The organism is bacterium (genome assembly GCA_035528375.1).
Classification (GTDB): Bacteria; RBG-13-66-14; RBG-13-66-14; order RBG-13-66-14; family RBG-13-66-14; genus RBG-13-66-14.
Genome location: DATKYS010000048.1, coordinates 1 through 26,362, shown reverse-complemented (window position 1 = coordinate 26,362; position 26,362 = coordinate 1). Strand labels below are relative to the sequence as shown.

General features: G+C 66.3%; 22 protein-coding genes. 10 read left to right on the top strand and 12 right to left on the bottom strand.

Going from position 1 to position 26,362, the window contains the following annotated elements; translation table 11 throughout:
- The first annotated feature begins 10 nt into the window (after positions 1-10).
- Positions 11-1,831: a CsgG/HfaB family protein gene (locus tag VM054_03485; protein ID HUT98115.1), complete on the top strand. Its 1,821-nt coding sequence runs from the start codon at positions 11-13 to the stop codon at positions 1,829-1,831.
- A gap of 625 nt (positions 1,832-2,456) precedes the next feature.
- On the opposite strand, the gene VM054_03480 is transcribed toward VM054_03485, so the two are convergent.
- The 5 genes from VM054_03480 to rpsT form a co-directional block, all read right to left on the bottom strand.
- On the bottom strand, positions 2,457-3,089 hold the full coding sequence (locus VM054_03480) for a V-type ATP synthase subunit D (GenBank protein HUT98114.1): 633 nt from the start codon (positions 3,087-3,089) through the stop codon (positions 2,457-2,459).
- Between the two features lie 597 nt (positions 3,090-3,686).
- Complete coding sequence (locus VM054_03475; GenBank protein HUT98113.1) at positions 3,687-4,823, bottom strand: radical SAM protein; 1,137 nt, start codon at positions 4,821-4,823, stop codon at positions 3,687-3,689.
- Complete coding sequence (locus tag VM054_03470) at positions 4,820-5,956, bottom strand: glycosyltransferase family 2 protein (protein ID HUT98112.1); 1,137 nt, start codon at positions 5,954-5,956, stop codon at positions 4,820-4,822. Before VM054_03470 ends, VM054_03475 begins: the two co-directional genes overlap by 4 nt.
- Positions 5,957-5,959: 3 nt before the next feature.
- Positions 5,960-9,793 (bottom strand): tetratricopeptide repeat protein, encoded by a 3,834-nt coding sequence (locus tag VM054_03465; GenBank protein HUT98111.1) that lies wholly within the window; start codon positions 9,791-9,793, stop codon positions 5,960-5,962.
- 508 nt (positions 9,794-10,301) lie between these two features.
- Entirely contained in the window at positions 10,302-10,568 is a 267-nt protein-coding gene (rpsT, locus tag VM054_03460) for a 30S ribosomal protein S20 (GenBank protein HUT98110.1), read from the bottom strand.
- 133 nt (positions 10,569-10,701) lie between these two features.
- Here rpsT and VM054_03455 point away from each other — a divergent pair, with 133 nt between their 5' ends.
- The 7 genes from VM054_03455 to VM054_03425 all read left to right on the top strand — a co-directional run bounded on the left by VM054_03455 (position 10,702) and on the right by VM054_03425 (position 16,316).
- Positions 10,702-12,636 carry a M6 family metalloprotease domain-containing protein gene (locus VM054_03455; protein ID HUT98109.1) on the top strand — a complete coding sequence of 645 codons (1,935 nt, stop codon included), beginning with the start codon at positions 10,702-10,704 and terminating at the stop codon, positions 12,634-12,636.
- A gap of 112 nt (positions 12,637-12,748) precedes the next feature.
- A complete protein-coding gene (gene thiC / locus VM054_03450; GenBank protein HUT98108.1) occupies positions 12,749-14,050 on the top strand; it encodes a phosphomethylpyrimidine synthase ThiC in 1,302 nt (433 codons plus the stop codon).
- A 64-nt stretch (positions 14,051-14,114) separates the two neighbouring features.
- Complete coding sequence (locus VM054_03445; GenBank protein ID HUT98107.1) at positions 14,115-14,483, top strand: hypothetical protein; 369 nt, start codon at positions 14,115-14,117, stop codon at positions 14,481-14,483.
- Positions 14,484-14,889: 406 nt separating this feature from the next.
- Positions 14,890-15,066: a hypothetical protein gene (locus VM054_03440; GenBank protein ID HUT98106.1), complete on the top strand. Its 177-nt coding sequence runs from the start codon at positions 14,890-14,892 to the stop codon at positions 15,064-15,066.
- Positions 15,067-15,084: 18 nt separating this feature from the next.
- A complete protein-coding gene (locus VM054_03435; protein HUT98105.1) occupies positions 15,085-15,525 on the top strand; it encodes a DNRLRE domain-containing protein in 441 nt (146 codons plus the stop codon).
- Positions 15,526-15,695: 170 nt separating this feature from the next.
- Positions 15,696-15,860 carry a hypothetical protein gene (locus tag VM054_03430; GenBank protein ID HUT98104.1) on the top strand — a complete coding sequence of 55 codons (165 nt, stop codon included), beginning with the start codon at positions 15,696-15,698 and terminating at the stop codon, positions 15,858-15,860.
- Between the two features lie 3 nt (positions 15,861-15,863).
- Positions 15,864-16,316 carry a DNRLRE domain-containing protein gene (locus tag VM054_03425; protein ID HUT98103.1) on the top strand — a complete coding sequence of 151 codons (453 nt, stop codon included), beginning with the start codon at positions 15,864-15,866 and terminating at the stop codon, positions 16,314-16,316.
- A 73-nt stretch (positions 16,317-16,389) separates the two neighbouring features.
- On the opposite strand, the gene tpiA is transcribed toward VM054_03425, so the two are convergent.
- From tpiA to VM054_03390, 7 genes are all read right to left on the bottom strand, one after another.
- Positions 16,390-17,142, bottom strand: coding sequence for a triose-phosphate isomerase (gene tpiA, locus VM054_03420; protein HUT98102.1), 753 nt, complete (start codon positions 17,140-17,142; stop codon positions 16,390-16,392).
- A gap of 8 nt (positions 17,143-17,150) precedes the next feature.
- On the bottom strand, positions 17,151-18,551 hold the full coding sequence (locus tag VM054_03415; GenBank protein HUT98101.1) for an aminopeptidase: 1,401 nt from the start codon (positions 18,549-18,551) through the stop codon (positions 17,151-17,153).
- Between the two features lie 3 nt (positions 18,552-18,554).
- Positions 18,555-19,928 carry an FAD-binding oxidoreductase gene (locus VM054_03410; GenBank protein HUT98100.1) on the bottom strand — a complete coding sequence of 458 codons (1,374 nt, stop codon included), beginning with the start codon at positions 19,926-19,928 and terminating at the stop codon, positions 18,555-18,557.
- A complete protein-coding gene (locus tag VM054_03405; protein HUT98099.1) occupies positions 19,928-20,770 on the bottom strand; it encodes a hypothetical protein in 843 nt (280 codons plus the stop codon). The genes VM054_03410 and VM054_03405 overlap by 1 nt, the downstream gene beginning before the upstream one ends.
- Before the next feature lie 162 nt (positions 20,771-20,932).
- On the bottom strand, positions 20,933-21,700 hold the full coding sequence (gene lptB / locus VM054_03400) for an LPS export ABC transporter ATP-binding protein (protein ID HUT98098.1): 768 nt from the start codon (positions 21,698-21,700) through the stop codon (positions 20,933-20,935).
- Positions 21,701-21,705: 5 nt separating this feature from the next.
- Positions 21,706-22,863 carry an LptA/OstA family protein gene (locus VM054_03395; protein HUT98097.1) on the bottom strand — a complete coding sequence of 386 codons (1,158 nt, stop codon included), beginning with the start codon at positions 22,861-22,863 and terminating at the stop codon, positions 21,706-21,708.
- 74 nt (positions 22,864-22,937) lie between these two features.
- On the bottom strand, positions 22,938-23,078 hold the full coding sequence (locus tag VM054_03390; GenBank protein ID HUT98096.1) for a hypothetical protein: 141 nt from the start codon (positions 23,076-23,078) through the stop codon (positions 22,938-22,940).
- Between the two features lie 418 nt (positions 23,079-23,496).
- On the opposite strand from VM054_03390, the gene VM054_03385 reads away from it, so the two are divergent.
- Together VM054_03385 and VM054_03380 are read left to right on the top strand one after the other, a co-directional pair.
- Positions 23,497-25,464 carry a M14 family zinc carboxypeptidase gene (locus VM054_03385; GenBank protein ID HUT98095.1) on the top strand — a complete coding sequence of 656 codons (1,968 nt, stop codon included), beginning with the start codon at positions 23,497-23,499 and terminating at the stop codon, positions 25,462-25,464.
- An 85-nt stretch (positions 25,465-25,549) separates the two neighbouring features.
- Positions 25,550-26,068, top strand: a complete 519-nt coding sequence (locus tag VM054_03380; GenBank protein HUT98094.1) for a hypothetical protein — start codon at positions 25,550-25,552, stop codon at positions 26,066-26,068.
- Positions 26,069-26,362 lie beyond the last annotated feature (294 nt).

The window sequence follows — 26,362 nt, the reverse complement described above, 5'->3', positions numbered from 1 at the left end:
AGGAGGAACCATGCGTAACGCTCTTTTGTTTGTGCTTCTCGGTTTCCTGGCCCTGCCTGTCCTGGCCGGCGTGCGGATAGGCGTGCTCTACTTCGACGTCGCCGCGCCGGATGACACCTACGATTACCTCTCCACCGGCATGGCCGAGATGCTGATGACCGACCTGGCCAACCAGCCCGACATGACCGTGGTGGAGCGGGAGCGGCTGGACGAGGTCCTGGCCGAGCACTCCCTGTCGGGCTCCGGCATCACCGACCCCGTCACCGCCGTCGAATTGGGTCGCATCCTCGGTCTGGACCTGATGGTCATGGGCTCCCTGACGGTGGTCGAGGGGAGCATGCGGCTGGACGCCCAGGTCCTCTTCGTGGAGTCGGGGGAGATAGCCGGCGGCGTGCGGGCCGAGACGACCGACTCCGGCGGCGTCTTCGAGATGGTGGACCTGGTCTCCCACCAGCTCGTGGACAAGATACGCTCCCTGCGGTACGGCGTGGGGTACACCCCCGTGCTCTTCGTGGATCCCAACTCCGGCGCGCCGCGCGTGGACGTGGCCTTCTTCGTGGACACCACCGGCTCCATGGGCGACGAGATCGAGGTGGTCAAGCAGGAGATGCGCAAAATCGCCGTGAACATCGCCCAGGGCACCCCGTCCCCCGCGGTGCGCTTCGCCATCGTCGAGTACCGCGACCGGGGCGACGCGTACGTGACCCAGCTCACCGACTTCAACTACGACGTCCTCGCGATCCAGGATGCCATAGACGCCATCTACGCCGGCGGCGGCGGCGACGAGCCGGAGAGTGTTTTCCGCGCCCTGGACGACGGCATCAACGAGCTTTCCTGGGACTCCGACCGCGAGGTGACCAAGCTCGCCTTCCTTCTGGGCGACGCCGGCCCCCACGAGTACCCCGACGAGTTCTACACACTGGAAGACGCGGTGGAGGACGCCAACGACCGGGGCATCTCCATCTTCGCCATCGGCTGCTCCGGCCTCTCCACCTACGGCGAGAACTCCTTCAAGCAGGTGGCCTTCGGGACCAACGGCTCCTTCGAGTACCTGTCCTACCGCAAGACCTACGTGGACGACTCGGGCCGCGTGGCGAGCTACATCTACGAGGGCGACCACGTCTACGATGAGGAGGCGGTCCACCGGGAGCTCGCGGATTCGGGCGTCATAGACGAGGACACATCGGTGTTCGACATCGGCGTGACCCGGGCCACCGTGGCCGAGGAGGCTTTCGATGCGGGCGAGGTGGACAAGGATACCGAGGCGTACCACTCGGGCGGCGCCGTCGGCGGCGTTACCGCTTCCCCGACCTCGGTTTCCGACGACACACGGGACCGGGCCGATATCAAGGCGGCCGAGAGGGCGTACACCGGCTCCGTCTCCGGCACCGAGACGAGTGTGGACAACAACCTCGACAAGCTGGTGACCCAGGTGGTCCAGTCCAACGTGGCCAGTCGCTCAGGCGTCACCTACGACATGGGCCACACCCAGGCGCGCATCCAGGTCCGCCAGGGCGATCAGGTGTACTGGATACCGGTCACCGACGCCCGCCAGCTCGCCCGCCTCGAGGAGGCCGCCGGGACGGGCGAGACCGTCTGGCTGGCCGCCGGCGTCAAGGACACCTCGGGTGAGGAGGGCGCGGAAGCCCCCATCGCTTTCCGCTCCGGATCCCTCTCCGTGCTGGACAGCTCCGCCGATGCCCCGACCATGACCCAGCGCTCCCTGGCCGACCTCGAGGGTGACCCCTCCTACTACATGAACAACGGCCTGGGCGACGAGAACCAGTGGTCCTTCGAGGCCGAGATAACGGCCATCGAGTACATCGAATAGCGCCCGTTCCCCTCAAAAAAAAGCGGTCGGTTTCCGGCCGTTTTTTTTGCCCCGTTGACTCACGCTATTCGCGCTGGGCCTCCAGCGTCCCGGCGCTGCCATTTTCCCCGTCGTCTGGCGCTTCCGGCGCAAGTGAGCGCCGAGGTCGGCGATTTCGGAGAGTACGAAGAGGGAGCCGCAGGTTCTCTTACCTTTGGGTCGGCCGCGGATGATGCGTGGCGGGGGATTTCGATCCCCGGCGGGGCTTGCCGACGGCTCACGGATGGCGCCGGGTGAATGACGGGGAGGTTTTACCTTTCTCTCTCAGGGGGAGGGGCATGGTGAGGGTGAGCCGTTGAATGTCCATCCGGCAGTGACTCGTTCCCCCTTCTCCCTGTGGGAGGCCTGCGAGGCACAGGGATGGGGATGAGGGCTGCCTTAAAGAAGCGGACCGACCTGAACGGCGCGCCGTCGGTCGGCCCCTACGGAACCACGCGCCAATGTGTGAGGGTAAACCGTTGGATGACCCACGGCCTCCATTCCGCCGACGAAAAACGGCGGGGACTACGGCTCAGCCGACAGTCCCCGCCCTACATTTAGTTAAACCTCAAAACCGCACATCACCCCTTCGACCCCCCGGCGACGCTCACGCCTTCCGCCGGGCGGCTTCCAGCATCTCCTTGACCTTCATCAGCCGCGTCAGCGTCCCACGCTCCCGCTCGCCCAGCTTGAGCCCGATGTAGCGGATGGTCTCCTCCAGGTTCGGAATTAAAATATACTCCAGGGCGTTGACCCGCTGCCGGGTGAGCTGAATCTCCCGGGCCAGCATCTCGATGGAGTTCTCCAGCTCGGCCAGATCCAACAGCCTGGGCAGCACCCCGCGGAAGCCCTCCACCGCCAGGTCCAGCTCCGGCGGCGTCGTCGCCAGCCCGTAGGCCAGCGCGTTACCCTCCAGGATCACCTCCAGGGACGGCACCTTGAGGTTCATCACCTGACGGGTGACGGTCTTCACCTCGCCGGTGACCTTGGGCAGCGCCAGGGCCGTGGCCGTGGTCTGCTCGTCCATGAGCGCCCGGGCGATGATGAAGCCGGTCATGGCCCGCCGGAGCTCCTCCTCCACCTGGTTCCGCAGGCCCTTGGCCCGTTCGATGAGCGCGAAGAAACGCCGCAGGAGCTCGTCCTGCTTGTCCTTGAGGAGCTTGTGGCCGCGCCGCGCTATCGCAAGGCGCTTCTTCAGCCGCATCAGCTCCATGCGGGTGGCGTTGACGTCCAGAATCACGGGGCACCCCTTCCGGGAGGGTGATTATAGAGGTTCGCCCCGCCGACGGTCAAGGGCTCGCCGTCCCCCTCCACTTTTTCCTTGACCACTTCCCCTCCGTGGCCTATCATTTGCCACCTGTAGGCTGAACCGTCTCTCCTCCTCCCCCCAAGGAAAGCCCCGGATGGTTCGGCCTACTCCCCCAAGGGGGCCGGTTAAATAGCCGGCCCCTTTTGCAGGAAATAGTGGATTCACGTGTGTAGTGGGAATTGTTCGATTTATCTCCCCCAAGGGGGCCGGTCTTTTGACCGGCCCCTTTTCTATCCTTGGGGGTCGGGGTGAGGGGGCGCGATGACGTAGGGGTGGGTCTCCTGACCCGCCCGCCCCTCTCCCTAGCCCTCCCCCAGAGGGGGGAGGGGATATATGGCAGCCCTCACCCTTAGTCCCTCTCCCACGTGGAGAGGGAGATCCCTCCGACCATTAATCCCCATCTTGCGATGACGTAGGGGCGGGTCTTTAGACCCGCCCGCGGGCCGACCTGAAGGTCGGCCCCTACGAGGTTAAATGGCGGTCCGTGACGTGGGGGACGGCCTCCAAACCCGCCCGCGGCGGCCTTATCTACGACTCGGCCTTGCCCCGCATCAACCGCAGCAGGTCGGGGTAGCACCGTGGGTTGAACAGGATGCTCGTCGTCCAGGCGCACTCGTAGGTGCACCAGCAGTGACCCCGGGCGACGTGCCGCCTTATCTCCTCCGCCCGCTTCGACCACCAGAGCTTTCGCAAATTCCAGTCCGCCTCGGCCAGGTTGCCGATGGCCGCCGCCGAATGTCGGCAGAAGTGCTCCCGCTGCAGCGGGTCGTCCTCCGGCGACCCCATCAGCGTCTCGCAGGGGTAGAGGTACCCCGTCTCGGAGACCACCGCCGAGAGCGTCCCGCCGAGGCAGGGGATGACCTGCCGCCGCTCCTCCAGGATGGAAAGAATCAGCCGCCACTGGTAGCGCTCTTTGGCCGCCAGGAGCCCCAACCTGTTCAGGGTGAAATGGGGCAGCCTCCCCTCGACGAGGGCCCGGTCCTTCTTCTCCTGAAAGGCGACGTAATCCTGCGGGTCGAAAAAACCTTCCCACCGGTCGGGGGTGGTCCCCCGGAGCATGTTGAGCACCACGTCGTCGGGCTCCAGCTCGGCCAGGAGCCAGTCGAAGAATTCTCCCAGGAGCGCCGAGTTCGAGCCGCAGATGGTTGTGACGGGCGCCAGGTTCAGCCGCCGGTGGCGCTTTTTCAGCTCTTTCAGCCCCCGCCAGGTCTCCAGCGCACGATCGAAGCAGCCATCCACGCCGCGCAGGGCGTCGTGGACCTCCCGCGGGCCGTCCAGGGAGAGGTAAACCACGACCTGGAGCCGCGGGTGCAACCGCAGAATCCTTTCCGTGGACTCGAGGATGCGGTCGGTGGCCAGGCCGTTGGTGGGCAGGGTGAGGTTCCTGAGGCCGGCGTGGGCGACGAAGAGGCGGGTGATTTCAGGCAGGTCTTCGCGCAGGAACGGCTCGCCGCCGGTGAGTGAAAGCCAGAGGAGGGGGCCGGAGCTCCGCGCGATTTTTCCGAACTCCTCCAGGGTCGGTCCCGGCGCGGCCCGCTCCACCTCACGGCCGTAGAAACAGTGGCCGCAGCGGCAGTTGCAGCGGCCCGTCACGAAGACGATGAGCTGAAGCGGCAGCCCCGCGGGCTCGATGAACCGGCCCAGGAATCTCGCCGGACCGCTCATTGGCTGGCCCCGAGGAAGTCCGAGGAGGTTTTTCCGAAGACCGCCCGCGCGAGGGAAACCAGCACCGCGACCTCGGCCACCAGCGCCAGGGCAGGCTGGGTGAGCACCCCCCGGACGGTGAACCAGAACCCTTTAGTTTTTAAGAGGTAGAACCAGAACGCGGTCATCGAGAGGGGGCCGATGCACAGAAGTCCGAGACTGATCCAGAAGTAGAGCCCGAATCCGCCCAGGGCGAGGGCGACGGCGAGGTTGACGAGAGTCGGGCCGGCGATGAGGTAGTTGAACACCGCCCCACTTGGCATGCCCACCGAGAGTGGTGGGAAGTGCGGCGCGTGGCCGTGCCACGTGTGGGGCTTTTTCGCCTCCCAGGCCTTCCGGCCGCCCAGCCTCATACGCAGGTGGTAACTGAACATGTTCGCCACCTTGCGCAGGTAGTCGGTGAACAGGCGCCGGAAGCGGAACTCCTTGTGGTGGACGAAGTCCAGCCCCTTGTCCAAATGAAAGAGGGCGTCCACGGAGCCCAGCCGGTAGCCGATGTCGTAGTCCTCGTAGGTCTTCATCGAGACGTCGAAGCCGTCCACGGCGGCGAAGGCGTCCCGTCGCACCGCCATGAGCGAGGCCCACGGCGTGGCGATGATTTCCGGCATGGAGAGGTAGCGGTAGCGCAGAAATGTGTTCTGGTATCGCGAGAGGAAATTCGGGTAGGGGCACTCCAGGGAGGTGATTCCGGCGATGCCGCCCAGCTCCGGTCGGTCCTCCATCCTATCCAGGATGCGCCCGAGGGTGTCGGGGCGGATGACCACGTCCGAGTCCACGAAGACCAGAATCTCGCCCCGGGCGCATCGGGCCCCCTCGTTCCTCGCCAGGGAGGGCCCCCGAGTCGCCACGGAGCAGAGGAGCTTCACCGGGAACCGCCGGACCTCGTTGACGGTGCCGTCCCGGGAGCAGTCGTCCACCACGATGACCTCGAAACCCGCCTCCGGGTGTCCCTCGAGGCTCAACAGCGGAGGGTCGTCCTCACCTTCGGCGGCGGCGCCCCGCGCTCCGGGGGAATTGGAAAAGACCGCCTCCAGAACCTCAGCGATCAGGTCCTCCCGGTTGTGCACGCAGACGATGACGGAGATGACGCGCATGGCCTACCCGTGAACGAGGGTCACGCGGCGCCGTTCGAGCTCGTCCACCCGGCGGCAGAACTCTCGGAACTCGCCGTACTCCGACGTCTCCACCCGCTGGAGCGGAATCACCGCCACCCTCCGCAGAATCAGCCCGTCCCCGGCGTCGGAGTCCCGGGCGACCTCCAGGAGATAGCCGTTCACCCCCGACTCCACCCTCTCGGTGAAGAGGGAGTCGGCCGTGGGCGACCAGCCTTCCGGGAGCGTGTAGCGCAGCTCCTCCACGACGGCGACCATACCGTTGACATCCATGGGGTAGGAGCGCTCGGAGCGGCTGATGAAGCGGTTGGAGAGGTCCAGGGAGTAGAGGACGGGGTCCAGCACGAAACCCGACCCGCGGGGGACGGCGAGGTTGGGGGCGATGAACTCCACCGTGTAGCCGAAGGGCTTCGCGAGGTTCTCGAGGGCGGCGAAATCGTAACTCCCCAGAGAGGCGCCGGGGAAGAAGGAGTTTAGCTCCGCGTCGAGGTTGCGGCTGGCGGTCTCCGGGTCGAGGTAGTTGACGCGGTTGCCGGCGGACAGCCCGTGGTAGGTCTCCTCCAGGGTGCCGCTGCCGCGCCCCGTCTCGTCGAGGTCCACCCGAACGGCGATTTCGACGCGCTGATCCAGCGGGTCCCGCTCGCCGAAGCGCTCCATCTTCCGCGACGCGCAGCGCCAGTACGGCTGCTCCTCGTACACCGGGGAAATCTCGCCCAGGGCGACCCGCCCCATGGAAAAATCAACCCACAGAACTTCCCCGCCGAGGGGCAGCCGGCCGACGGCGTCGGTGAAATCAATCGGCGAAAAGGCCCCGGTGAGCATCGGGGTGTCCCAGCGGGAGCGGGTGAGGCAGATTTCCGGTTCCAGGCCGACCTCCCGGGCCAGGGCCGTCCACAGAAGAAGCTTGTCCACGGGCCGTCCCGAGCGCCGGTAGTACGTCTCCCGCACCGTGTCGGGGAAGAAGATGCTCCCCGACCGGTCCTTGATCCGGGTCACCACGTAGCCGTAAAGCGCCTCGGCCTTCGACCGGGGATCGTCCAGACCGTCGGTCAGGCCGTGCGCCAGCTCCCTCACCTGCCCGTCGGGGACGAGGGCCTTTACCGCCTTCCCCCAGTACCAGTCGAAGAAGTCCTCCGGGTCCTCGATGGTCGAGAGCCCGACCACGGGGGAGAAAAAGCCCCGTTCCGGCATCAGCCCCTCGCTTATGATGGCCTTCGAGTCCTTCTCCTCATAGATATACGCCACACGCGGCTCGACCGGTATGTCGGCGGAGCCGTCCGTGGTGAAGCCGTCGGGCAGTCGGTGCCTCTCCACACGGCCTGAGAAGTTCAGGCTGTCGAAGGCCGGTTCCATCCCCTCGGGTACGGTAACCACGAAACGGCTTACCAGGAGGGGGTCGGAGTACTCGCGGAAGTAGAACCGGTTGCTCCAGTAGTCCAACAGGTCGTAGAGGGTCCGCACCTCCGAGTACTGGCGGTAGTAGAGGTCCACCACGGCCCCGGGGACTGCGCCCTCCAGGCTCACCGCCAGCCCCTCGTCGGTGGGGGTGAGCACCGTGGCGTCCAAAACGCGGCCGTCGGGAGTGTACGTGCGGGCGTAGATGACCTCGGTGTTCGTGGGATCGGGGATTATCATCTCCGCCCAGCGGTCCACCCCGGACTGGGAGAAGAACTTGTACACCCGCCGTTCGGCGAAGGAGTACGCGAAGTCGGCGTGGACGTCCACCCGCAGGTAGTCCAGCAGGCAGACCGCGTCCGACTCGGGGTAGTCGGCGGCCTCGGGGGCGTTCGCGATGAGCTCCCCGACGTCGGGCATGAACTCGTCCCGGGTGGCGTTCGACCGCCAGGCGAGGTAACCGCGCAGCCAGTCCTTGGCGGGGTAAAGCTCCAGGGCCCGGCGGTAGAGTTCCCGGTCCAGGCGGCCCTGGTCCTCCTCCAGCGCCAGGGCGAGCTGGACGTAGCCGCGGTAATCGAACGGCGCGCGCTCGATGACCGTCGAGAAATCGGCCAACCGGTCCCCGAATCCCCCCTTCTGGTGGCAACGGGCCAGCTCCAGGCAGGCGTCCACCTCGGTGGTCTTGAGCTCCAGGAACCGCTCGTAGGCACGGGCGGCTTCATGGTAACCGCCGGTGCTTTGGAGGAGGTCGGCCAGGTCGCGCCAGGCGTTCTGGTGGTCCGGGGAGAGCTCCACCAGGCGCCGGAGGATTTCGATGGCTTCGGTGGGATGCTGGTGCCGGCGCAGGAAGAGGCCCGTCTCGTAGAGGGCGGCCATGTGGTCCGGTTCTGCCGCCAGGGCCCTCTCCAGGGCCTCGCGCTCCCGGGGGGTGATGTTTTTCTGCCGGTACAGATTCGCCATGGCGAGCCAGACGCGGGCGCTTTCCGGGCAAAATTCCGCCACGGCGTTGACCCTTTCCAGGGCGCTCCAGTACTTGCCCTCGGCGGTCTCGAGCTCGGCCAGGGCGAGCTGGGCCGGTACCGTTTCCGGCGCCGCCTCCACCACACGGTTGTATTGGGAGCGGGCGCGACCCAGGCGTTCCTCGCTCCCGTCGGCGTCCAGGACCCAGCCCAGGACCAGCCGCAAGAGTACGCATTCGGGACGGGACGTGCGGGCGGACTCCTCCGTCGAGGGCCCGTCGGGCGGAGGGCCGCTCCTCTCCTCGATGAGCCCCTCCAGCTCGGCGACCGCCAGGTCGTAATCCTCCCGGTGCGCGTGAGAGAGCGCCCGATGGAAACGTCCGTCCAGGGATAAATCGGAGGCCGTCGTCGGCGGTTCTATGCGAAAAGCATCCACGCCGCCCTCGGAGACCTTTCTCTCCAGGGCGAGATCGGCCCGGCACTCCAGGCCCTCGACGGGGCCGCCCCCGTCCCCGTCCTCGAAGGCGGACAGACAGAGCTGGAAACCCCAGCCGACCGGGACGTGGGCCGAGCTGGTCGCGGTGTCCCGGAGGCATTTGACCAAAATCCTGTGCCAGCCCGCGTCGGCGTAGAACCCGGCGTCGTTCGACTCCACCGCCGGGTAGCCGGAAACCGCGTCGCGCTCCAGGACCCTGATCCCGTCCATCCAGATCACCACCGAGTCGTCGCTGGTGACCCCGAATCGGTATCGTCCGTCGCGGGGAAGGCGGACGTAGGTCAGCGCGTAGCCGACGCCGCGGGGGATGGGGGAGAGGTTGTCGAAGACGGCGTACCCCTGGTAGGCGCCGCCCGGCATCTTCAGCCAGCCGTGCTCCCCGAGGGCCGGGAGATCGTAGGTTTCCTCTATCTCCTTCTCGGGCTCGAACTCCTGGTAGAGGTCCAGGCCGCCGGAGTGGATGAAAGGGGCGACCAGGAGCCAGTCGGTGAGGTAGCCGAGCTCGGTTTCCATCGCCGCAGTCCTCGCCGGGTCGCGTTCCTCACGGGCGAAATACAGAAGCCAGCGACGGGCGACGGTGCGCGTCTCGAATGTCGTGTCCGCGGCGCGCAGCACCTCCTCGCAGACGGGCTCCAGCTCGTGGAAACGCGTCACGCGTTCGCTGAAGCGGATGGCGTCGCGCAGGAGCGCCTCGGCCCGCGGGTCGGACGGATCGGAGAGGACGGCCTGGAAGAAGTGCTCCTGGGCCTCAACCTCCCGACCTTCCAGGAGGGCGATCCAGCCCAGCGCCTCGTGGGCCGCCGGGTCGCCCGGATTCTCCCGGATGACCAGCTCCGCGCCCTTTGTGACCGAGGCGGGGTCCCCCCCCAGGAGCAGGAGCTCCAGGGGGTCCAGCGCGTCCACCGCCGCGGCGTGGGAGATGCCGACCGCGAGGGACACAAAAAAGAACGCCCGAACGAACCTGGTCAAGGGTGACCTCCGGGGTGCACACCGGTTAGTTTTCCCAACTATACCCCAAAACCGCGGCTGAAGGCAAAGTGGTGACGGGGGGTGTGGACACCCGTCCTTACGCCAACCGCGAAATAGAGCCGTAGGGGCAACCGTCCACGGTCGCCCGACTCTGTGGTTGCCGAACGTAGGGGCCGACCTTTAGGTCGGCCCGCGGGCGGGGCTAAAGACCCGCCCCTACATCATCGCAACCGGGGTGAGGGTTGGAACGGTTTCCCTTTCCTCGTGGGAGCGGCGCGCCGACGGGATTGAGGGTGAGGGCTGCCCGAAAAAAAGGGCCTCGCGGCCCGTCGTAGTCCTAACTCGCTATCCCCAAATGATAAGGCCGCCGGTTTAAAACAACCGCGCGGCGGTGACTGTGTCGAGTTCGGCCAGCGGCTCTTCGTCAATGAAAAAGGCCGCCGGTTGGAACGTGGGGTTTAAACCCCTTGTCTTACGACCGCGCGGCCCATTATTTAAGTCCCGGAGCCTAGCCCTCCAGCTTGTTCACCTGCACCGTCAGGCGGCTCTTGCGGCGGCCGGCGTTGTTCTTGTGCAGGATACCCTTATCCACCGCCTTGTCCAACAGGCTCGTGGCCTCGCGGTACGAGAGCCGGGCGTCCTCGGCGCGGCCCTCGGCCACGGCCAGCCGGACCTTGCGGATGGCGGTCTTGATGCGGGATTTGTAGGCCTTGTTCCGCAGGGTGCGCTTCTCGGTCTGGCGGAGCCGCTTCTTGGCTGAACGGGTCTGGGGCACGTAATCTCCTTTTCCCCCGTGAAGAGTGGTGAATACTAGAATACCACCGGGCGGCGTGTCAAGGTCCCGGTTTATCTCCGGGAATTATTGTGCTATATTGCGGGCGGTCGTACACATCCCAGAGGCCGACATCATGCGGACCACAGCGCTCATCCTGTCCTTATTCGTGCTCGCCGGCCTCGCCGTGCCGCCCAAGCCCGGTTCCTGGGACCTGCGGACGGGCGTGCACCGGACGACGGGGGTGTCCCTGCCCGAGATGCCGCCCTGGATCGGCCCCGATGCCGATTCACCCCCCCTCCCCACCCCCCCGGTGATGGGGGCCGTCGCCGTGCTGGTGGACTTTCCCGACCACCAGGCCGACCGTGACGACCATCCCCGCTCGGCTTACGAGGAGATGCTCTTCAGCCGGGACACCTACGAGACCGGCTCACTGCGCGACTACTGGAACACGGCGAGCTACGACGCCTTCGATCTGGCGGGCGGGGTCTCGGGCTGGTTCCGGACGGTCGAGAACTACTACGGTTGTTATTCGCCTGATGGGTATCATAACGGGTACTTCGATGACAATAACTTCGGCCTCACCTACGGCGGCTCCCGGGTGGCGCTGGCCGCGGCGGGGCTGGCCGACCCCACGGTGGATTTCGGCGATTACGACAACGACGGGCCCGACGGCATCCCCAATTCCGGCGACGACGACGGCGAGGTGGACCTGTTCATGGTCTACCACGCCGGGCCCGACGGCGCCGACACCGGCGACCCCCACGACATCTGGAGCCACATGAGCTCCTACTTCGACTACACCACGAACGACCCGGCGGCCGGCGGCGGTTACATCACCATCGAGGCCTACGACATCCAGGCCGAGGAGCACCCCGACGGGAGCCTGTCCGACATCTCCGTGGCCTGCCACGAAATGGGGCACCTTCTGGGTCTGCCCGACCTCTACGACTACCAAAGGTATGACTGGGGGGCGGGGCTGTGGTGCCTGATGAGCTACGGGGCCTGGGGCGCCGACGGCTCCGACGACCGCTACCCCAGCTTCCCCTGCGCCTGGTGCCGGTCGGACCTCGGCTGGACCGACGTGGTCAACCTGGGCTCCGACGTCGGCGACCTGGTCGTCCACCCCGCCGAGACCCACGACACCGTTTACACCCTCTGGCGGGACGGCTCCCCCGATCCCGACCAGTGGTTCTACCTGGAGAACCGCCAACGGCTCGACCCCGAACCGGTGCTGGTCGGCGAGGGGCTTTTAATCTGGCACATCTACTCCGGGGCCCACGGCTTCGGTTTCGACTGGAACGACCTGGACCTGGAACAGGCCGACGGGCTCAACGAGCTGGACCAGGGCGACGGCGATCGTCCCGACCCCGATGAGGACGACCTGGGGGACGACGGCGACCCCTTCCCCGGTTCCACGGGCAACACCCGCTTCGCCGACGAGACGAACCCCAGCTCTCGGGACCGTTCCGGCAACCCGACCTGGGTGTCGGTGACCCGTATCCGCGAGTCCGGCGACGACATCATCTGCGACGTGACCATAGACTCCTCGGCGGCGGACGATCTCCTTCTGGCCGGATTCTCCCGCGAGGAGGGGCTGCTCCTGCGCTGGTCCGGCACCGCCGACTGCCTCTCCTACCGTCTTTCCCGCCGGGAGGCCGGAGCCTGGGCGCAGCTCGCCTCGGGCATCACCGGGAGCGCCTGGCTGGTCCGCGACGCGTCGGGCTCGCAGCATTACCTGCTGGAAGCCCTCGGGGCGGACGGGGGTCTCGTCGTCTCCGCCGAGGTCGAGCTCGCCTACGAACCTCCCCCGTCGCGCCCGCTGGCCATCGCCGCCTATCCCAATCCCGCCGACGGCGCGGTGGGTCTGGCCCTGGATCTGCCCTCCGGGGGACGGGTGACGGTGGCGGCCTACGACATCGCCGGACGGCGCGTAGCCCTCGTCCACGACGGATTCCTCGCCGGGGGCAGGCATCTCCTCGTCTGGGAGAGCGACTCGAGACCGGGGGTTTACCTCCTCCGGCTCACCTCGGAGACCGGGGAGGCGGGCTGCCGCGTCGTCGTCGAGTAGATGAGCCGCCTGCGTGGTAGGCTTCGCCTTCTCCGTAATTTTACCGGGTTTTTCGGTGGGATTTGCTGGTGACTGCGGCGGGTTGTGGTATAGTAATGACGGGTGAGGCGCGATGACGACGCAGTTGGAAACGGCGAGGACGGGACGTGTGACGCCCGAGATGGAGCGGGTGGCCGCCGACGAGCGGCTCGACCCCGAAATTCTGCGGGAACGCGTCGCCCGGGGGACGGTGGTCGTCCTCAAGAACGTAGCCCGGGAGACCTCCGTGGCCCTGGGCGTCGGCGAAGGCCTGCGGATCAAGGTCAACGCCAACCTGGGCACCTCCAAGGATTCGCCGGATACGGCGCTCGAGCTGGAGAAGCTCCGCGTCGCGCTGGAGGCCGGCGCCGACACGGTGATGGACCTCTCCACCGGGGGTGATCTCCACGCCACCCGACTGGCGGTTCTGGAAAACACCCCCGTCCCCGTCGGCACGGTGCCCATCTACGACGCCGCCGTCCGGGTGGGGGAAGAGGGGCGCGAAATCTGGGAGATGACCGCCGACGAGCTCTTCGACGCCGTCGAGCTCCACGGTTCCGACGGCGTTGACTTCATCACCGTCCACTGCGGCGTGACCCGGGCGGCCATCGAGCTTTTGCAGCGAGCCCCTCGGGTGGCGGGGGTGGTGAGCCGGGGCGGGGCCATCCTCACCGAGTGGATGCTGCGCAACGACCGCGAGAACCCTCTCTACGAGCAGTTCGACCGCCTGCTGGAGATCGCCCGGCGCCACGACATGACCCTTTCCCTGGGCGACGGGCTGCGGCCGGGCTGCCTGGCCGACGCCACCGACCGGGCCCAGATGCAGGAGCTCGTAACCCTGGGCGAGCTGGGCCGCCGCGCCCGGGAGGCCGGTGTGCAGGTGATGATCGAGGGTCCGGGCCACGTGCCCGCCGACCAGATAACCGAGAACGTCCGGCTGGAAAAGTCGCTCTGCGACGGGGCGCCCTTCTACGTCCTCGGGCCGCTGGTGACCGACATCGCGCCCGGCTACGACCACATCACCGGGGCCATCGGGGGCACCATCGCCGCCATGGCCGGGGCCGACTTTCTCTGCTACGTCACCCCCGCCGAGCACATCCGCCTGCCCGGCGTCGAGCACGTGAAGCTGGGGGTCATCGCCAGCCGGATCGCGGCCCACGCCGGTGACATCGCCAGAAAACTCCCCGGGGCGCGGGAGGCCGACGACGAGATGGGCCGCGCCCGCTGTGCCCTGGACTGGCACCGCCAGTACGAGCTGGCCCTGGACCCGGAGCTGGTCCGGCAGTGGCGGGACATGAGCCGCCCCGCCGACGAATCGGTCTGCACCATGTGTTCCGAGCTGTGCGCCATCAAGGGGATGCGCCGCGTGCTCTACGGGGATGGAAACGACCGGTAAAGGCCTTCCAGGGTCCGGCGCGGTCGTTCTTGCGGAATGACGAATACGACCTACGGGGATGAAAATGACCGGTAAAAGTTTTTTGAAAGGTCCCGAATGGCGGGTGGAGCGGATCGCCCTCGTAGCGATGGCGGGGTTGGCGGCCGCGATAATCGTCCTCTTCGCCCTGGCCCCCACGGTGGAGGAGGGCCGCGCCGAGCGGCTGGACCTCTTCCTCGCCGCGCTGCCGGACGACGCCCGGGCGGCCTTCGAGGGCGGGCGCTACGACGAGGCTGCCGCCCTGATTTCCGAGGCCTACCGCACCGACCTCGTCTTCCACGAGCGGTGGGAGGAGCTCAAGGACACCGAGCTCGTCAACATCTTCACCGTGGGCGAGGTCCTGGATTACTACGTCCGGTACTTCGTCCCCGCGGCGCGCTCCGAGGCTCGGTAAAATTGAAACGTCCGTCGTCCGCGGAAGTGGGAGGCGCACGGGCCTCCTTTTTTTACGCCCGTTTACGAAATCGCCGCGGCGGATGAGGATGATGCGCACCACTCGAACCTTCCGTGTTATCGGTTTGAGACATCGAGCTGGTATGGGGAGTGAATCCGGCGCTCGACGGTCATGGGCGCGGCGGTGCGTTCGGTGACGCGTTTTTTAATAAAGGGCGACATAAAAAATCAATGGAGGAGTAATATAGGTGCCCGGGAGGGCGCCCTTTTTATAGTTAGTCCCGTGTCCCAGGCTTATTCATAGAAATCGAATACCCCACTTGTCAGTGGGTCGCTTCTCTGCTATCCTCTCAATCGGACGCATTACGACGTTCAACTATCATAAATCCAAGGTGGAAGGAGAACCCATGAAATTCTTAGGTGTGGTATGCGTAAGTCTTCTGTTCTTCGCCTCGCTGGCGACGGCCGGAACGCTTGTCTTCCAACCCGGCGGCGACGAGGGTAAGGACGCGGAGATTGACAACAAACAGGGCGGCACCCCCCACGGGCATTACCCCTACGTGCTGTTGCCCATGGGCGGGTGAAGCAACGACTTCGCCGGTTTGGTCGAGTTCGACCTGAACCCAATCATGAGCTGGTCCATCAGCGTTGACAGCGCCACTCTCGAGGTTTACGAAGACTTGATAAGTGACGTCGGGGTGGCCTTCGGCGCCTACCGCATCCTCGCAGACTGGGACGAGGCCACGGTCATCTGGAACAGCCGACCGGCCTGGGGGAGCAGCGCCTACGGTTACATCACCACCGACTACTCCACCGGTTGGTGGTCGTTTGACGTCACCTCTCTGGTGAATGACTGGCTGGATGGCGTCTTTCCAAACTACGGCGTCTCCATCACCCACCCCGGCGGCGGGTGCTCGCCCCCGCGGGTGTGCGCTTCCGAGTATTCCCAGGTGGACCCGTTGCTCTGCCCCAAGCTGACCATTATGTATACCGAGACCGCCGTCGAGGACGCCTCCTGGGGCCAGATCAAGGCCAACTTCTAGATCGTCTCGTTTTCCGGTCGTAGAGGGGAACCTTCCGAGAAGCTCGCTTCGCCGGGTATTGCGGGGTTTTTGCCGTGCGTTGTGATGATTCTGTTTTTCAACGTACCCACCGGCGCACCGGTTGCCCCTCTGTTAGTTGCTTGTACCCTTTTAAAAAAGGGAGGTGTGAGATGCGGCTAATCGTGCTATGTGTCCTGCTCTTCTTCACCCTGGCCCTGGCCGAGACGCAGGTTTACCAGCCCGGACCCGAGGGGAAGGATGCCGAGATAGACAGTTTGCAAGGTGGTACGCCTCACGGGGGTTACCCGTACCTCTTGATGCCCGTCGGCGGGTGAGGCGTGCAGGCCTGGGGCTTGGTCGAGTTCGACCTGAGCGATATCCTGGCCGAAGAGATAACCATCGAGCTGGCGACCCTCGAGGTTTACGAGGGTCAGGTGGGCACCTACGGCGCCGCAATCAATTGCCAGCGCATCAAGTACGCCTGGGAAGAGGCGAGCGTCATCTGGGGGAACCGTCCCCAGCTCGGGGCGAGGGTGTGGGACTCCGTCGTCGGCGACGGCGTGCCCGGCTGGTGGGTGTTCGACATCACCGAGCAGGTCCAGCTATGGGCGGACGGCGAACAGGAGAACTGCGGGGTGGCCCTGGTTCACTCACCCGGCTGCACGTTCCCCATCGTGTACTCCTCGGATTACACCACCGATCCCGATCTGCGGCCAAAACTGTGCGTAGATTACTCCCCCCGCACCGAGGTGGTGGAGGCCTCCTGGGGCCAGATCAAGGCCAACTTCTAATCTTTGCGGTCAATACGAGGGAAAACCAAAGACGCCCGGCCGGGCGTCTTCTTTTTATATCGACCTGAAGCGGCTACGCGCCGGCGCGGGCGATGGCGGCGAAGGCCTCCGGGTCCAGACTCGCCCCGCCCACCAGTGCACCGTTCACGTCGGTCTGCGCCATGAGCTCACGGGCGTTCTCCGGTTTCACCGATCCGCCGTAGAGGATTCTCACCCCTTCCGCGGCTGTGCCGAGCGTTTCTTTGAGCAGCCCCCTCAAAAATTGGTGGGCCTCCTGGGCCGTCTCCGGTGTGGCGGTCCGGCCCGTACCGATGGCCCAAACCGGCTCGTAGGCTAGGGCGGTTTTCCCCGCGAGCTCCGGTCCCGCCCCGGCCAGGCTTTGGGAAAACTGCCTCCGCAGCACCGCCTCGGTCTCACCCCGGTCGCGCTCCTCCAGGAGCTCGCCCACGCAGACTATCGGTCGCAGGCCCAGCTCGTGGGCCCGCTCGAGCTTTGCCAGGACCAGGGCGTCGGTCTCGCCGTAGACGTGCCGGCGCTCCGAATGGCCCAGAATCACCCACCCGACGCCGAGGTCAACGAGCATAGCACCCGATACCTCGCCGGTGAAGGCCCCGGATAACTCCTGGTGCATGTTCTGCGCGCCCACCGCAACGTGCGTGCCCCTGAAGGCCGCCACCGCCGCGGGCAGCGCGGGGTAGCTCGGGCAGACGAGGAGGTCCACCGTCCCGGCCAGGTCCGCCGTTCGGGGCACCAACCGCCCGGCGTACCCGGCAACCTCCCCCGGCGAGAGGTGCATTTTCCAGTTCCCGGCGACGAGGTTTTTCACTGTTGCTCCTAGTTGAACCGCTCGAAGAAGGCGCGGTAGCCGAGATAGGCGGAGTAGATATCGCACTTGGCCACCAGTTCCATGGGTGAGTGCATCCCGAGGATCGGCGGTCCGGCGTCCACCACGTCCATCCCGTGGGCGGCGAGGAACCGGGCCACGGTCCCGCCCCCGCCTTCGTCCACCTTGCCCAGCTCGGCGACGTGCCAGGGGACCCCGGCCTCGTTGAACAGGCGGCGTATCCGGCCCACGAACTCGGCGTTGGCGTCGTTGGCGCCCGCCTTGCCCCGGGAGCCGGTGTACTTGGTCAGGGCGAGGCCGTGACCCATGCGGGCGGCGTTCTGCTTCTCCTGAACCTCTTGCCAGTCGGGGTGCAGCGCGGCGCCGACGTCGGCGGAGATGACGCTGGTGTTTTCCGCGGCGCGACGGAGCGCCAGATCGCCCGTCTCGCCCTCCAGGGCCAGGATTTCGGCCAGGGTATTGAGGATGAAGGCCGACCCCGCCCCGGTGGCGCCTATGCTTCCTACCTCCTCCTTGTCCACGGCGAAGGCCACCCCGCCCCGCTCGAGGCTCTCGGCCTCCAGCAGGGCCCGGACGGAGGTGAAGGCACAAACCCGGTCGTCGTGGCCGTAACCGCCCAGAATCGCCCGGTCGAAGCCCACGTCGCGCACCATGCAGGCCGGCACCACCTCGAGCTCGGCGCTGACGAAGTCCTCCTCGGTCATCCCGTACCGTTCGTGAAGGATGTCCAGCACGGCCAGCTTGACCCGGTTCTTCGCCTCCTCGTCGGCGTCGGGGATGATTCCGGCCACCAGGTTCAGCTTCTCCCCGGGGTAGAACTCGGTGACCTTTTTGTCGTTCTGGACCTTGTACGACAAATGGGGCTCCAGGTCGCTGATGACGAAGACGGGGTCCTCCTTCGACGAGCCGATGGAGATCGGGAGGGTCGTGCCGTCGGCGAGGACGACCACGCCGTGAATCGCCAGGGGCCGCGACAGCCACTGGTGCTTGCGGACGCCGCCGTAATAGTGGGTCTTGAGCTGGGCGATGTCCGCCTCCTCGATGAGGGGGCTCACCTTGAGGTCCAGGCGGGGGCTGTCGGTATGGGCGATGACGATGTTCAGGCCCCGCGCGGCGGGGAGCTTGCCGGACCGGTAGAGGGCGACCGCCTTCTCCTTCCAGACGAAGAGGTAGCCCGGGGCGCCCTTCTTCGACTCGCCGGGGACGTGCTCGACGAAGCCGTGCTCCGCCGCCATCTTGGCGAAGCTGGCCACGCACTCACGCTCGGTCTTGGAGATGTTCAGGAAGCTGCGGTAGCGGTCGGCGAAGGCGAAGGACTCGGCGTGCCAGGCCGCGTCCTGGGTGTCGAAGCAGGACTTGCGGGGCAGCTCGTAGGTTTCTTTCTCGGTCACGGTTCACTCCTCGGGGGAGGGGAAAATTTTTGCGGGGTTCAAGACGTTCCGGGGGTCCAGGCGCCGCTTGACGCGCCGGGAGAGCGCTATCACCGCCTCGGGCAGCTCCCGCCCGATGAAGGGCTGCTTCGACACGCCGACGCCGTGCTCGCCGGAAAGCGTACCGCCCAAGGCTAACACGGCGGTCAAGATCTCGTCCAGGGCCTTCCGCGCCCGGGCGTATTCGCCGGAGTCCGCCGGGTCGCACATGACGTTCACGTGGAGGTTGCCGTCGCCGGCGTGGCCGAAGACGGGAATTAAAAGGCCGTACTTCCGCCTGAGCTCCTCGATGGTCCCGACCATCCGGGGGAGCGCGCCCCGGGGGACGACCACGTCCTCGTTTATCTTCAGGGGCTTGAGGCGGGCGATGGCCGGCGAACCGGCGCGGCGCATGGCCCAAAGATTTTCCTGCTCCCCGGCCTCCCGGGCCACGGACAGCTCTACGGCCCCCCGGCGCTCGCAGATGCCGTGGACGGCGGGCAGGGATTCCCCGACCTCCCCCGCGGAGCCGTCCAGCTCGACCAGGAGGAGGGCGGAATCCCTCGGTGGCGGCGGTTCACCCAGGTAGCGGCTGACGCACCGCAGGGTTTCGGCGTCCATGAACTCAAGTTTGGACGGCGCGAGGCCCGAGGAGAGAATCTCGGTCACCGCGTCGCAGGCGGAGGCCGTATCGGTGAACAACGCCCGGACGGTCGCCGTGTCCGGGGGATTTTTAGCCAGGTGCAGCCGGAGCTCCAGCGCCACGCCCAGCGTTCCCTCGCCGGCCAGGAGGAGTTGGGTCAGCGCCGGGTCGGACGCCGTATCCACGAGCGTCCCGTCGGGCAGGGCCGCCAGGACCGACTTCACCCAGTCCCCGGTGACGCCGTAGCGCACGCCGCGGGGGCCCCCGGCGTTCTCCGAGAAATTGCCGCCCAGGGTCGAGACGTCCTGGCTGGCGGGGTCCGGCGGGTAGAAAAGCCCGATTTTTTCCACCGCCCGTTGGAGGTCTTCCGTCACCACGCCGGGCTCGACCACCGCCTCGCGCCCTTTTTCGTCAATCCCGAGAATCCGGTTCAGCCGGTCCAGGAGCAGCACCGCGCCGCCCCGGACGGTCAGGCTACCGCCGGTGAAGCCGGTCCCCGCCCCCCGGGGGACGATGGGAATCCCGTGCTCGTTCGCCAGCCTGAGAATCGGCGGGACCTGGCCCCGCTCGGTCACGCGGACGACGAGCCCGGGTTTCACGGGCCGGTTGGTGGCGTCGTAGGAGTGGGCGAAGAGGTCGGTGGGTTTTTGGAGCAGATTTTTCCGGCCGACGATGCGGCGCAGACCGCGGAGGAAGGCGCGCGGCAGCTCGACCATCACCAGTCCTCGGGGGTGGGGCCCCAGTCCAGGCCGCGGCAGTCGCAGAGGTCGTAGAGCTTCACCGGGTCGCCGCCCTCCACGGGCACGGCCATGACCGCCCCGCCCCCGGCGTCGTAGTAGGCGAGCCACTCACCGTCGGGGCTGAAGGAGGGCCAGCGCAGCTCGCCCGCGGAAGACGCCGCCCGCAACGGCGGTCCGCCCCCCTCCAGGTCCAGGAACAGAATCGCCCCGGAGGACTCCACCCACGAAAACGCCAGGTAGCGCCCGTCGGGGCTCACGTCCAGGTCGTCCAGGCGCTCGGTGACGCGCTCGGTGGAGAGCACCGCCTCCTCCGCACCCTCGTTGACGTTCACGTGGACGATGGCCTCCTCCCCGTCCGGGTAGTCGAGGATGTAAAAAATGTTCACCCAGTCGCGGTGGACCGGGGAGCGGCCCGCGTCCGGCTGCCAGTCCAGGGGGTCGTTGACGCCGTCCCAGTGCCACAGGTCGCCCGAAATCGTGTAGCACAAAGTCGTGTAGGCGATCCAGGAGGGTTCGGCGCCGGGGAAGGGCGCCCGGTGCAGCGCTCTTTCGCCGGTGCGCGTGGGGCAGACGTAGAGGAGCTGTTCGCCGTCCGCGTCCAGCTCGACGGCCACGCGGGAGCCGTCGTAGATGAGGGCCAGGTCGCCGCAGTCGGCCTCGACGGGAATTACGACCTCGCGGAGGTCGTCGGTGGCGAGGTCGTAGGTGTAGGTGAGGTGGCGCCCGGTGGCCTCGTCGTAGGCGGAAAAGGCCAGCCGGCCCTCCTGGGCGAGGGTGGCGGTCGCCAGGAAGCAGATAAGGGATATTTTATTAATCATATAAGGTTTAATGGGTTTTGGTGGGTCGCTCTATACCCGTATTTCTACCCTCACCCTAACCCTCTCCCTTAAAGGGAGAGGGGACATAAGGTAGCCCTCACCCCGGCCCTCTCCCACGGGGAGAGGGAGACCGACCCGCAACCTCCCACAGGGAGAGGGGGCTTACATCTGGAAACGCTCGCCGAGGTAGATCCGGCGGGCTTCGGGGTCGTTCGCCAACTCCCGGCTCGTACCCTCGATTAAAATCTGCCCCTCGTACATGATGTACGACCGGTCAGTTATGGAGAGCGTCTCGCGCACGTTGTGGTCGGTCACCAGGATTCCGAGCCCGTCCTCCTGGAGCTTCTCGATGATTTTCTGGATGCCCTCGACGGCTATGGGGTCTATACCGGCGAAGGGCTCGTCCAGGAGCATGAACCTCGGCTGCCTGACTAAAGCCCGCGTGATTTCCACCCGCCGCCTCTCGCCGCCGGAAAGCGTGTAGGCTTTTTTATCCGCCAGCGGCGTGAGGTCCAGCTTTGCCAAAAGCTCCTTGAGGCGTCCGGCGCGCTCGGCGTGCGTCAGCGGCAGCGTCTCCAGGATGGCGTAGATGTTGTCCCGGACGGTGAGCTTGGTGAAGATGGAGGGCTCCTGGGCCAGGTAGCCGATGCCCATCCGCGCCCGCTTGTACATCGGCTCGTGGGTGATTTCATCGCCGTCCAGGTAAACCTGGCCCGCGTCGGGGCGGATGAGCCCCGTTATCATGTAAAAGGTGGTGGTCTTCCCCGCGCCGTTGGGGCCCAGAAGGCCCACCACCTCGCCCTGCCGCACCCGGATGGTGGCTTCGTTGACCACCTTCCGCTTGCGGTAGATTTTGTCCAGCCCCGAGGTGGAGAGGACGGACCCGTTGTGCTCCGGCTTTCCCGCGGGCCTGGCGTCTTTTTCGACCACCGGCTCTACTCCTCCGTTTGCGTTTCCTCGACGGGCGGCGTCTCCGGTTCGGGGGCCTCGGCCCTCTCGGGGGGGACGTAGCTCCCCTGGGCGTGCCCGCGGGCGACGAAGCGGTCCAGCTCGCCGTCCACCATGAAGAGGTCCATGTGCGAGCCCTGCATCTCGGTGCGACCCCGGTCGGGGTGCGGGTTGCCGGGGTCGGGCTGGTAGAGGGCGTAGGCGTCACCCTCGAGGGTTATCTGGGTCGCCACCTCTTCCTCGAGGTAGATGGTTATCTCCTGGGCCCGGGAGTCTATCCGCCCCTCCTCCCCCGAGGCCGGGTCGGGCAGGTAGAGGGCGGTGGCGTTCCCGGTGCAGACGATGCGGTCGGCCTCGTCGCCCACGTAGAAGAGTACGATACGGTCGCCGGCCAGTTCAAGCTTCCCCTTCTCCCCGTCCGCCGTGTCCTCTTCCTTGGCCACGTGGTACACCGCGCGGGCGGTGCCGTCAATCTCTATCTTCTCCAGGCCGCCCTCCTCGTCGAGGAGGTACATGGTCATCAGCTCCCCGCCGGCCTTGTCGTCCCCCCGCCAGGCGATGGGGTCGCCCTCCAGGATGATCTTGTTCTCGCCGCCGTAGTAGGTCGCCCGGTCGCCCTCGGCGTAGAGCTCCTCCTGGTCTATTCGCACCCCGCCCGAGGCCACTCCCCGGTCCTCGTCCAGGTAGTACTCCATTACCTTGCCCGTGACGTGGACGTCGCCCCCGGCGCGGTTCACCAGGAAGAGCTCCGGCTCCTCGGTGAGAATCACGTAGCGGCCGGCGCGGTGGTACTCCAGGTAGCGCCCCTCGAGGCGGGCGTTCTTCTCTCTATCCAGGACCATGACCTTGCCCTTGAGGAGGGCTATCTGCTCCCGGTCGTAGTAGTAGAGCTCGTCGGCGGTTATCTCCGTCGGTCCCTGGACGAGTTTCACGTGACCCAGGGCGCGGACGGTGCGGATGCCCTCGGTGAAGTTCCCCACCACGCGGTCGGCCTCCAGGTAGTAGTCCTCGCCGGGCTTGCCGAGCTCGATGCGCCGGGTCTCCCCGTCGGAGGGCGCCTCCCCGGTCTCCTCGGCCGCGAGGGCCGCGATAGGCAGGAGCAGCAGGAGAAGGGCCATGCCCAGGCTTTTTTTGCCGCGTGTCATTTTGAAGGTCTCGACTCTCTTCGGGCAGGCGCTCTCCACCGCATCCTCGGCCGACTATTCCGTGGTCCGCCGACTCACACCGCGGACGGAGGCTCGCCCACCCCCATTATCACGCGGGCCGGGTTCCCGGCGATGACGACCTTCTCGGGGAAGCGGCCCATCACGACCGCTCCCGCGGCGACGGTGCTGCCCCGGCGGATGCGCGTGCCGTTCAAGTAGCTGCCGGCGCCGATGCGTATCTCGGCCCCGGGTGAGTACGTCGGCAGGCTGACGGTCGGGGGGGCCGTCCACGTAAACGTCGTCCCCGATCACCACCCGACCCGGTCCTCGAATTCGCAGCCGGCCCAGCAGCCGGAAGCCCTTCCCGATGGTCACCCGTTCCGGAAGACGCAACGAAAACGGGCGAGCCCTCCGCGCAGACGGCTCCACGCGTACCGGAGGGCGCGACCCGGCTCGCGGGCGGCCCGGTCGAGGTTAGATCGCCGTGGTTCGTCCATCGCCACGGGAAAACGGGTTTAGTCCCCTTTCGACAAGGGATTATGCCACGCGGAATCCGGCGGGTCAACGCGCGGGCTCGACTCCCCTTGACGCTCGGTCGGTCGGGTACTAATATGATTCGTGGAAGGAGGAGCCATGAAACGGGTCGTGCTTTTGCTCCTGGTCTGGGCGGTTCTGGCCGGCGCAACCGAGTCACTGGTCCTGGTTGGCCCGATCGAGCGCGAGGATCTGGCCCTGCTCTCCGGGTACCCCCTCGTCGTTGACGACTATCGCTCGGGATACGCCTACTGCTACACCGACGCCCCGGAGCTCCTGGCCGGTCTGCCGTGGCCGCACCGGGTGCTCGTCGCCGACCTGGCGGCGCATTACGCCGCCGAGCGTGCCCTCTGGCCGGCCGACGACCGTGACGAGCCTTGGGACGCCTTCCACTCCTACGACGACACCATCGCCCTGCTGCAGCAGTGGGCCGTCGAATACCCCAACATCTGCCGCCTGGTGGACGCGGGCGATTCGGTTCAGGACCGTGAGCTCTACGTTCTCGTCGTCACCGACAATCCCTCCTTCGAGGAGTACGAGCCCGAGGTTCGCATAGTCGGCACCATCCACGGTGACGAGATAACCGCCAACGAGATAGTCCTCTACGCCGCCGAGCGCCTTCTCACCGGCTACGGCGTCGATCCCGAAATAACCGATCTGGTCAAGAGCTTCGAAATCTGGCTCCAGCCGCTGGTCAACCCCGACGGCTACGTCATGGGCACCCGGTTAAACGCCGATGGTGTGGACCTGAACCGCAACTTCAGCTACCAGTGGGATGAGGGTGAGTGGTACGCCGGCCCCAACCCGTTCAGCGAGCCGGAGACCCGGGCCGTGGCCGATTACTCCGGGTGTCGGGAGGCAAACGTCCCCGACCTGGTCGAGGACAACACCTTCGTCCTGGGCCTCACCTACCACTCCGGCGCCATCTGCGTGAACTACGTCTGGAACTACCAACCGGAGCGCGCACCCGACGACGACCACATCCAGACCATCTGCTACGACTACTCCGACTCCTGCGAGCTCTCCCCCCAGTACCCGCCCTGGGTGGAGGGCCACAGCTACCAGGACGACACGTACATGGACTGGGTGACCGACGGCTGGGACTGGTACGAGACCCACGGGGATCTGAACGACTGGAGCTACGGCGCGCGGGGGTGCATTGACACCACCATCGAGGCCGACAACGATAAGCACACCGACCCGCGCGACATCCTCTCCCAGGCCGACGTGAACTGGTGTGCCATCAAGAGCTGGATCGAGTGGGCCGACGACGGTCTCCACGGGAGGGCCACCGAGGCCGGCGACGGCCCCGTTCCGGTCACCATCACCGTGGGCGCCCGCGACGAGGCCTTTGCGTACTCCGATCCCACGGAGCACGGCGACTACTGGCTCCCCCTGGCCGACGGTTTTTACGACATCGTCTTTTCCGCCAAGGGTTACAACCCCATCGTCTTCAAGAATGTGGAGGTCACCGGTGAGGGCACACCGCCGCTGGACGTGGAGTTCGAGCCCGTCGAGGCGGGCGACGATCTGGGGCTCAGCGCCCGGCGGACCTCCGACGGGGTGCTGATCCTGTGGCGGCCGGTCGGCGATTACACCGGTTTCAGCCTATACCGGTGCGACGCCGCGGGTCACATCGGGGAGAAATTGAACGGGGCGACCCTTCCGGGTGCCGCCGTGAGCTACCTGGACCTCGAACCGCCCGCCACGGTGGCGCGTTACCGCCTCGAGGCCTTTACACCCGAAGGTCACCGCCTGCTCTTCGGTCCCGTCGAGATCGAGACGGTGGCCGACCCGGAAAGGTTCGCGATTCTGGGCGTCTATCCCAACCCGGTCGGGGAGCGGGCCTGTGTGGAGGTGAACTCGGCCGGCGGGTACTGCGAGATAACCGTGTACGATCTGGCGGGGCGGCTGGAATGCGTCCTGTATCGGGGGGAACTCCCGTCCGGCCGTAACCTCGTCGAGCTGGACGCCAGTGGGCTCTCCAACGGCGTGCACGTGCTGGTGGCGCGGGCGGCGCGCCGGGGAGACGTGGTTCGGGTCCAGCGCTTCGTCGTCGCCCGATGACCTTTAAATCAACCGCCTCCGGAGGGTCGCAGGTCGGCGACCCTTCGACTTGTCGGAAGGCGGTCACATCGTATATCATCTTCGCGTGAGCTTCACTCCTTTCAAAAACGCGGCCCTCGTCATCTTTTTACCGGCGCTCACCCTGGCGGCCTCTTACGGCGGATTCGCCCTCTCAGCCGAGGCCGGGCTCTCCACCTACGGTCTATCCAACGTGCCGGCGGCTTTCAGTTGCGCGCTGGATCTCGGCTTCCGCCTGGATGAGGTGGCCTTCACCCTCGGCTATTTCGCCGAGCCCTTCTCGGAGATGGGCGGCTCCCAGGGGCCGCGGCTCCTCGTGTACTACTTCACCAACCCCGCCTCCCAGCTCTTCCTGCGCCTGGGGGGAGGGGTGGATTACTTCTGGCGCCTGGCCCCCTTCAACCGGTCGGCCGATGTCCTGAAGTCCCAGGTGAGGCGTCTTTGGGCCGGCGAGCTCGGTATTCGGGTGGGGATCAAATTGCTCGGCGCCCTGGACGCCTTTGTGGACGCGGCGCTCCTCTTCCCCGTGGGTGAGCGGGTCGGGCTGTCGGTGCGCATGGTCTTCGGTCTGGGGTTCCAGCTCTGAACGGACGAGGGGTTTTGAAGGCGGCATATAAAAGCTGCCGCCCTACGCATCATCCAATTGGACGTAGGGCGGGGGCTCCGTACCCCGCCCATGTTATGCTATGACGTAGTTTTTTATAGGGATCACCACTTCATTTCGGACCAGCACGATGTCGAGACGACCGCTAACGATCTGTCAGCACACTTTTAAAAGAAGAGATGCTGAATGTAAAAGGTGTATGGCGGCCCTTCCACGGGCCGCCGAAAAGGGCGGGTCATTCGAGAGGGTGATATAAACTCGACAGGCGTGTCCTTC

Excerpts from the sequence above, each read along its gene's own strand:
- VM054_03485 (HUT98115.1), top strand. The coding sequence starts at position 11 with ATGCGTAACGCTCTTTTGTTTGTGCTTCTCGGTTTCCTGGCCCTGCCT.
- VM054_03475 (HUT98113.1), bottom strand. The coding sequence starts at position 4,823 with ATGAGCGGTCCGGCGAGATTCCTGGGCCGGTTCATCGAGCCCGCGGGG.
- VM054_03470 (HUT98112.1), bottom strand. The coding sequence starts at position 5,956 with ATGCGCGTCATCTCCGTCATCGTCTGCGTGCACAACCGGGAGGACCTG.
- VM054_03455 (HUT98109.1), top strand. The coding sequence starts at position 10,702 with ATGCGGACCACAGCGCTCATCCTGTCCTTATTCGTGCTCGCCGGCCTC.
- thiC (HUT98108.1), top strand. The coding sequence starts at position 12,749 with ATGACGACGCAGTTGGAAACGGCGAGGACGGGACGTGTGACGCCCGAG.
- VM054_03445 (HUT98107.1), top strand. The coding sequence starts at position 14,115 with ATGACCGGTAAAAGTTTTTTGAAAGGTCCCGAATGGCGGGTGGAGCGG.
- VM054_03440 (HUT98106.1), top strand. The coding sequence starts at position 14,890 with ATGAAATTCTTAGGTGTGGTATGCGTAAGTCTTCTGTTCTTCGCCTCG.
- VM054_03430 (HUT98104.1), top strand. The coding sequence starts at position 15,696 with ATGCGGCTAATCGTGCTATGTGTCCTGCTCTTCTTCACCCTGGCCCTG.
- VM054_03410 (HUT98100.1), bottom strand. The coding sequence starts at position 19,928 with ATGGTCGAGCTGCCGCGCGCCTTCCTCCGCGGTCTGCGCCGCATCGTC.
- VM054_03405 (HUT98099.1), bottom strand. The coding sequence starts at position 20,770 with ATGATTAATAAAATATCCCTTATCTGCTTCCTGGCGACCGCCACCCTC.
- VM054_03395 (HUT98097.1), bottom strand. The coding sequence starts at position 22,863 with ATGACACGCGGCAAAAAAAGCCTGGGCATGGCCCTTCTCCTGCTGCTC.
- VM054_03385 (HUT98095.1), top strand. The coding sequence starts at position 23,497 with ATGAAACGGGTCGTGCTTTTGCTCCTGGTCTGGGCGGTTCTGGCCGGC.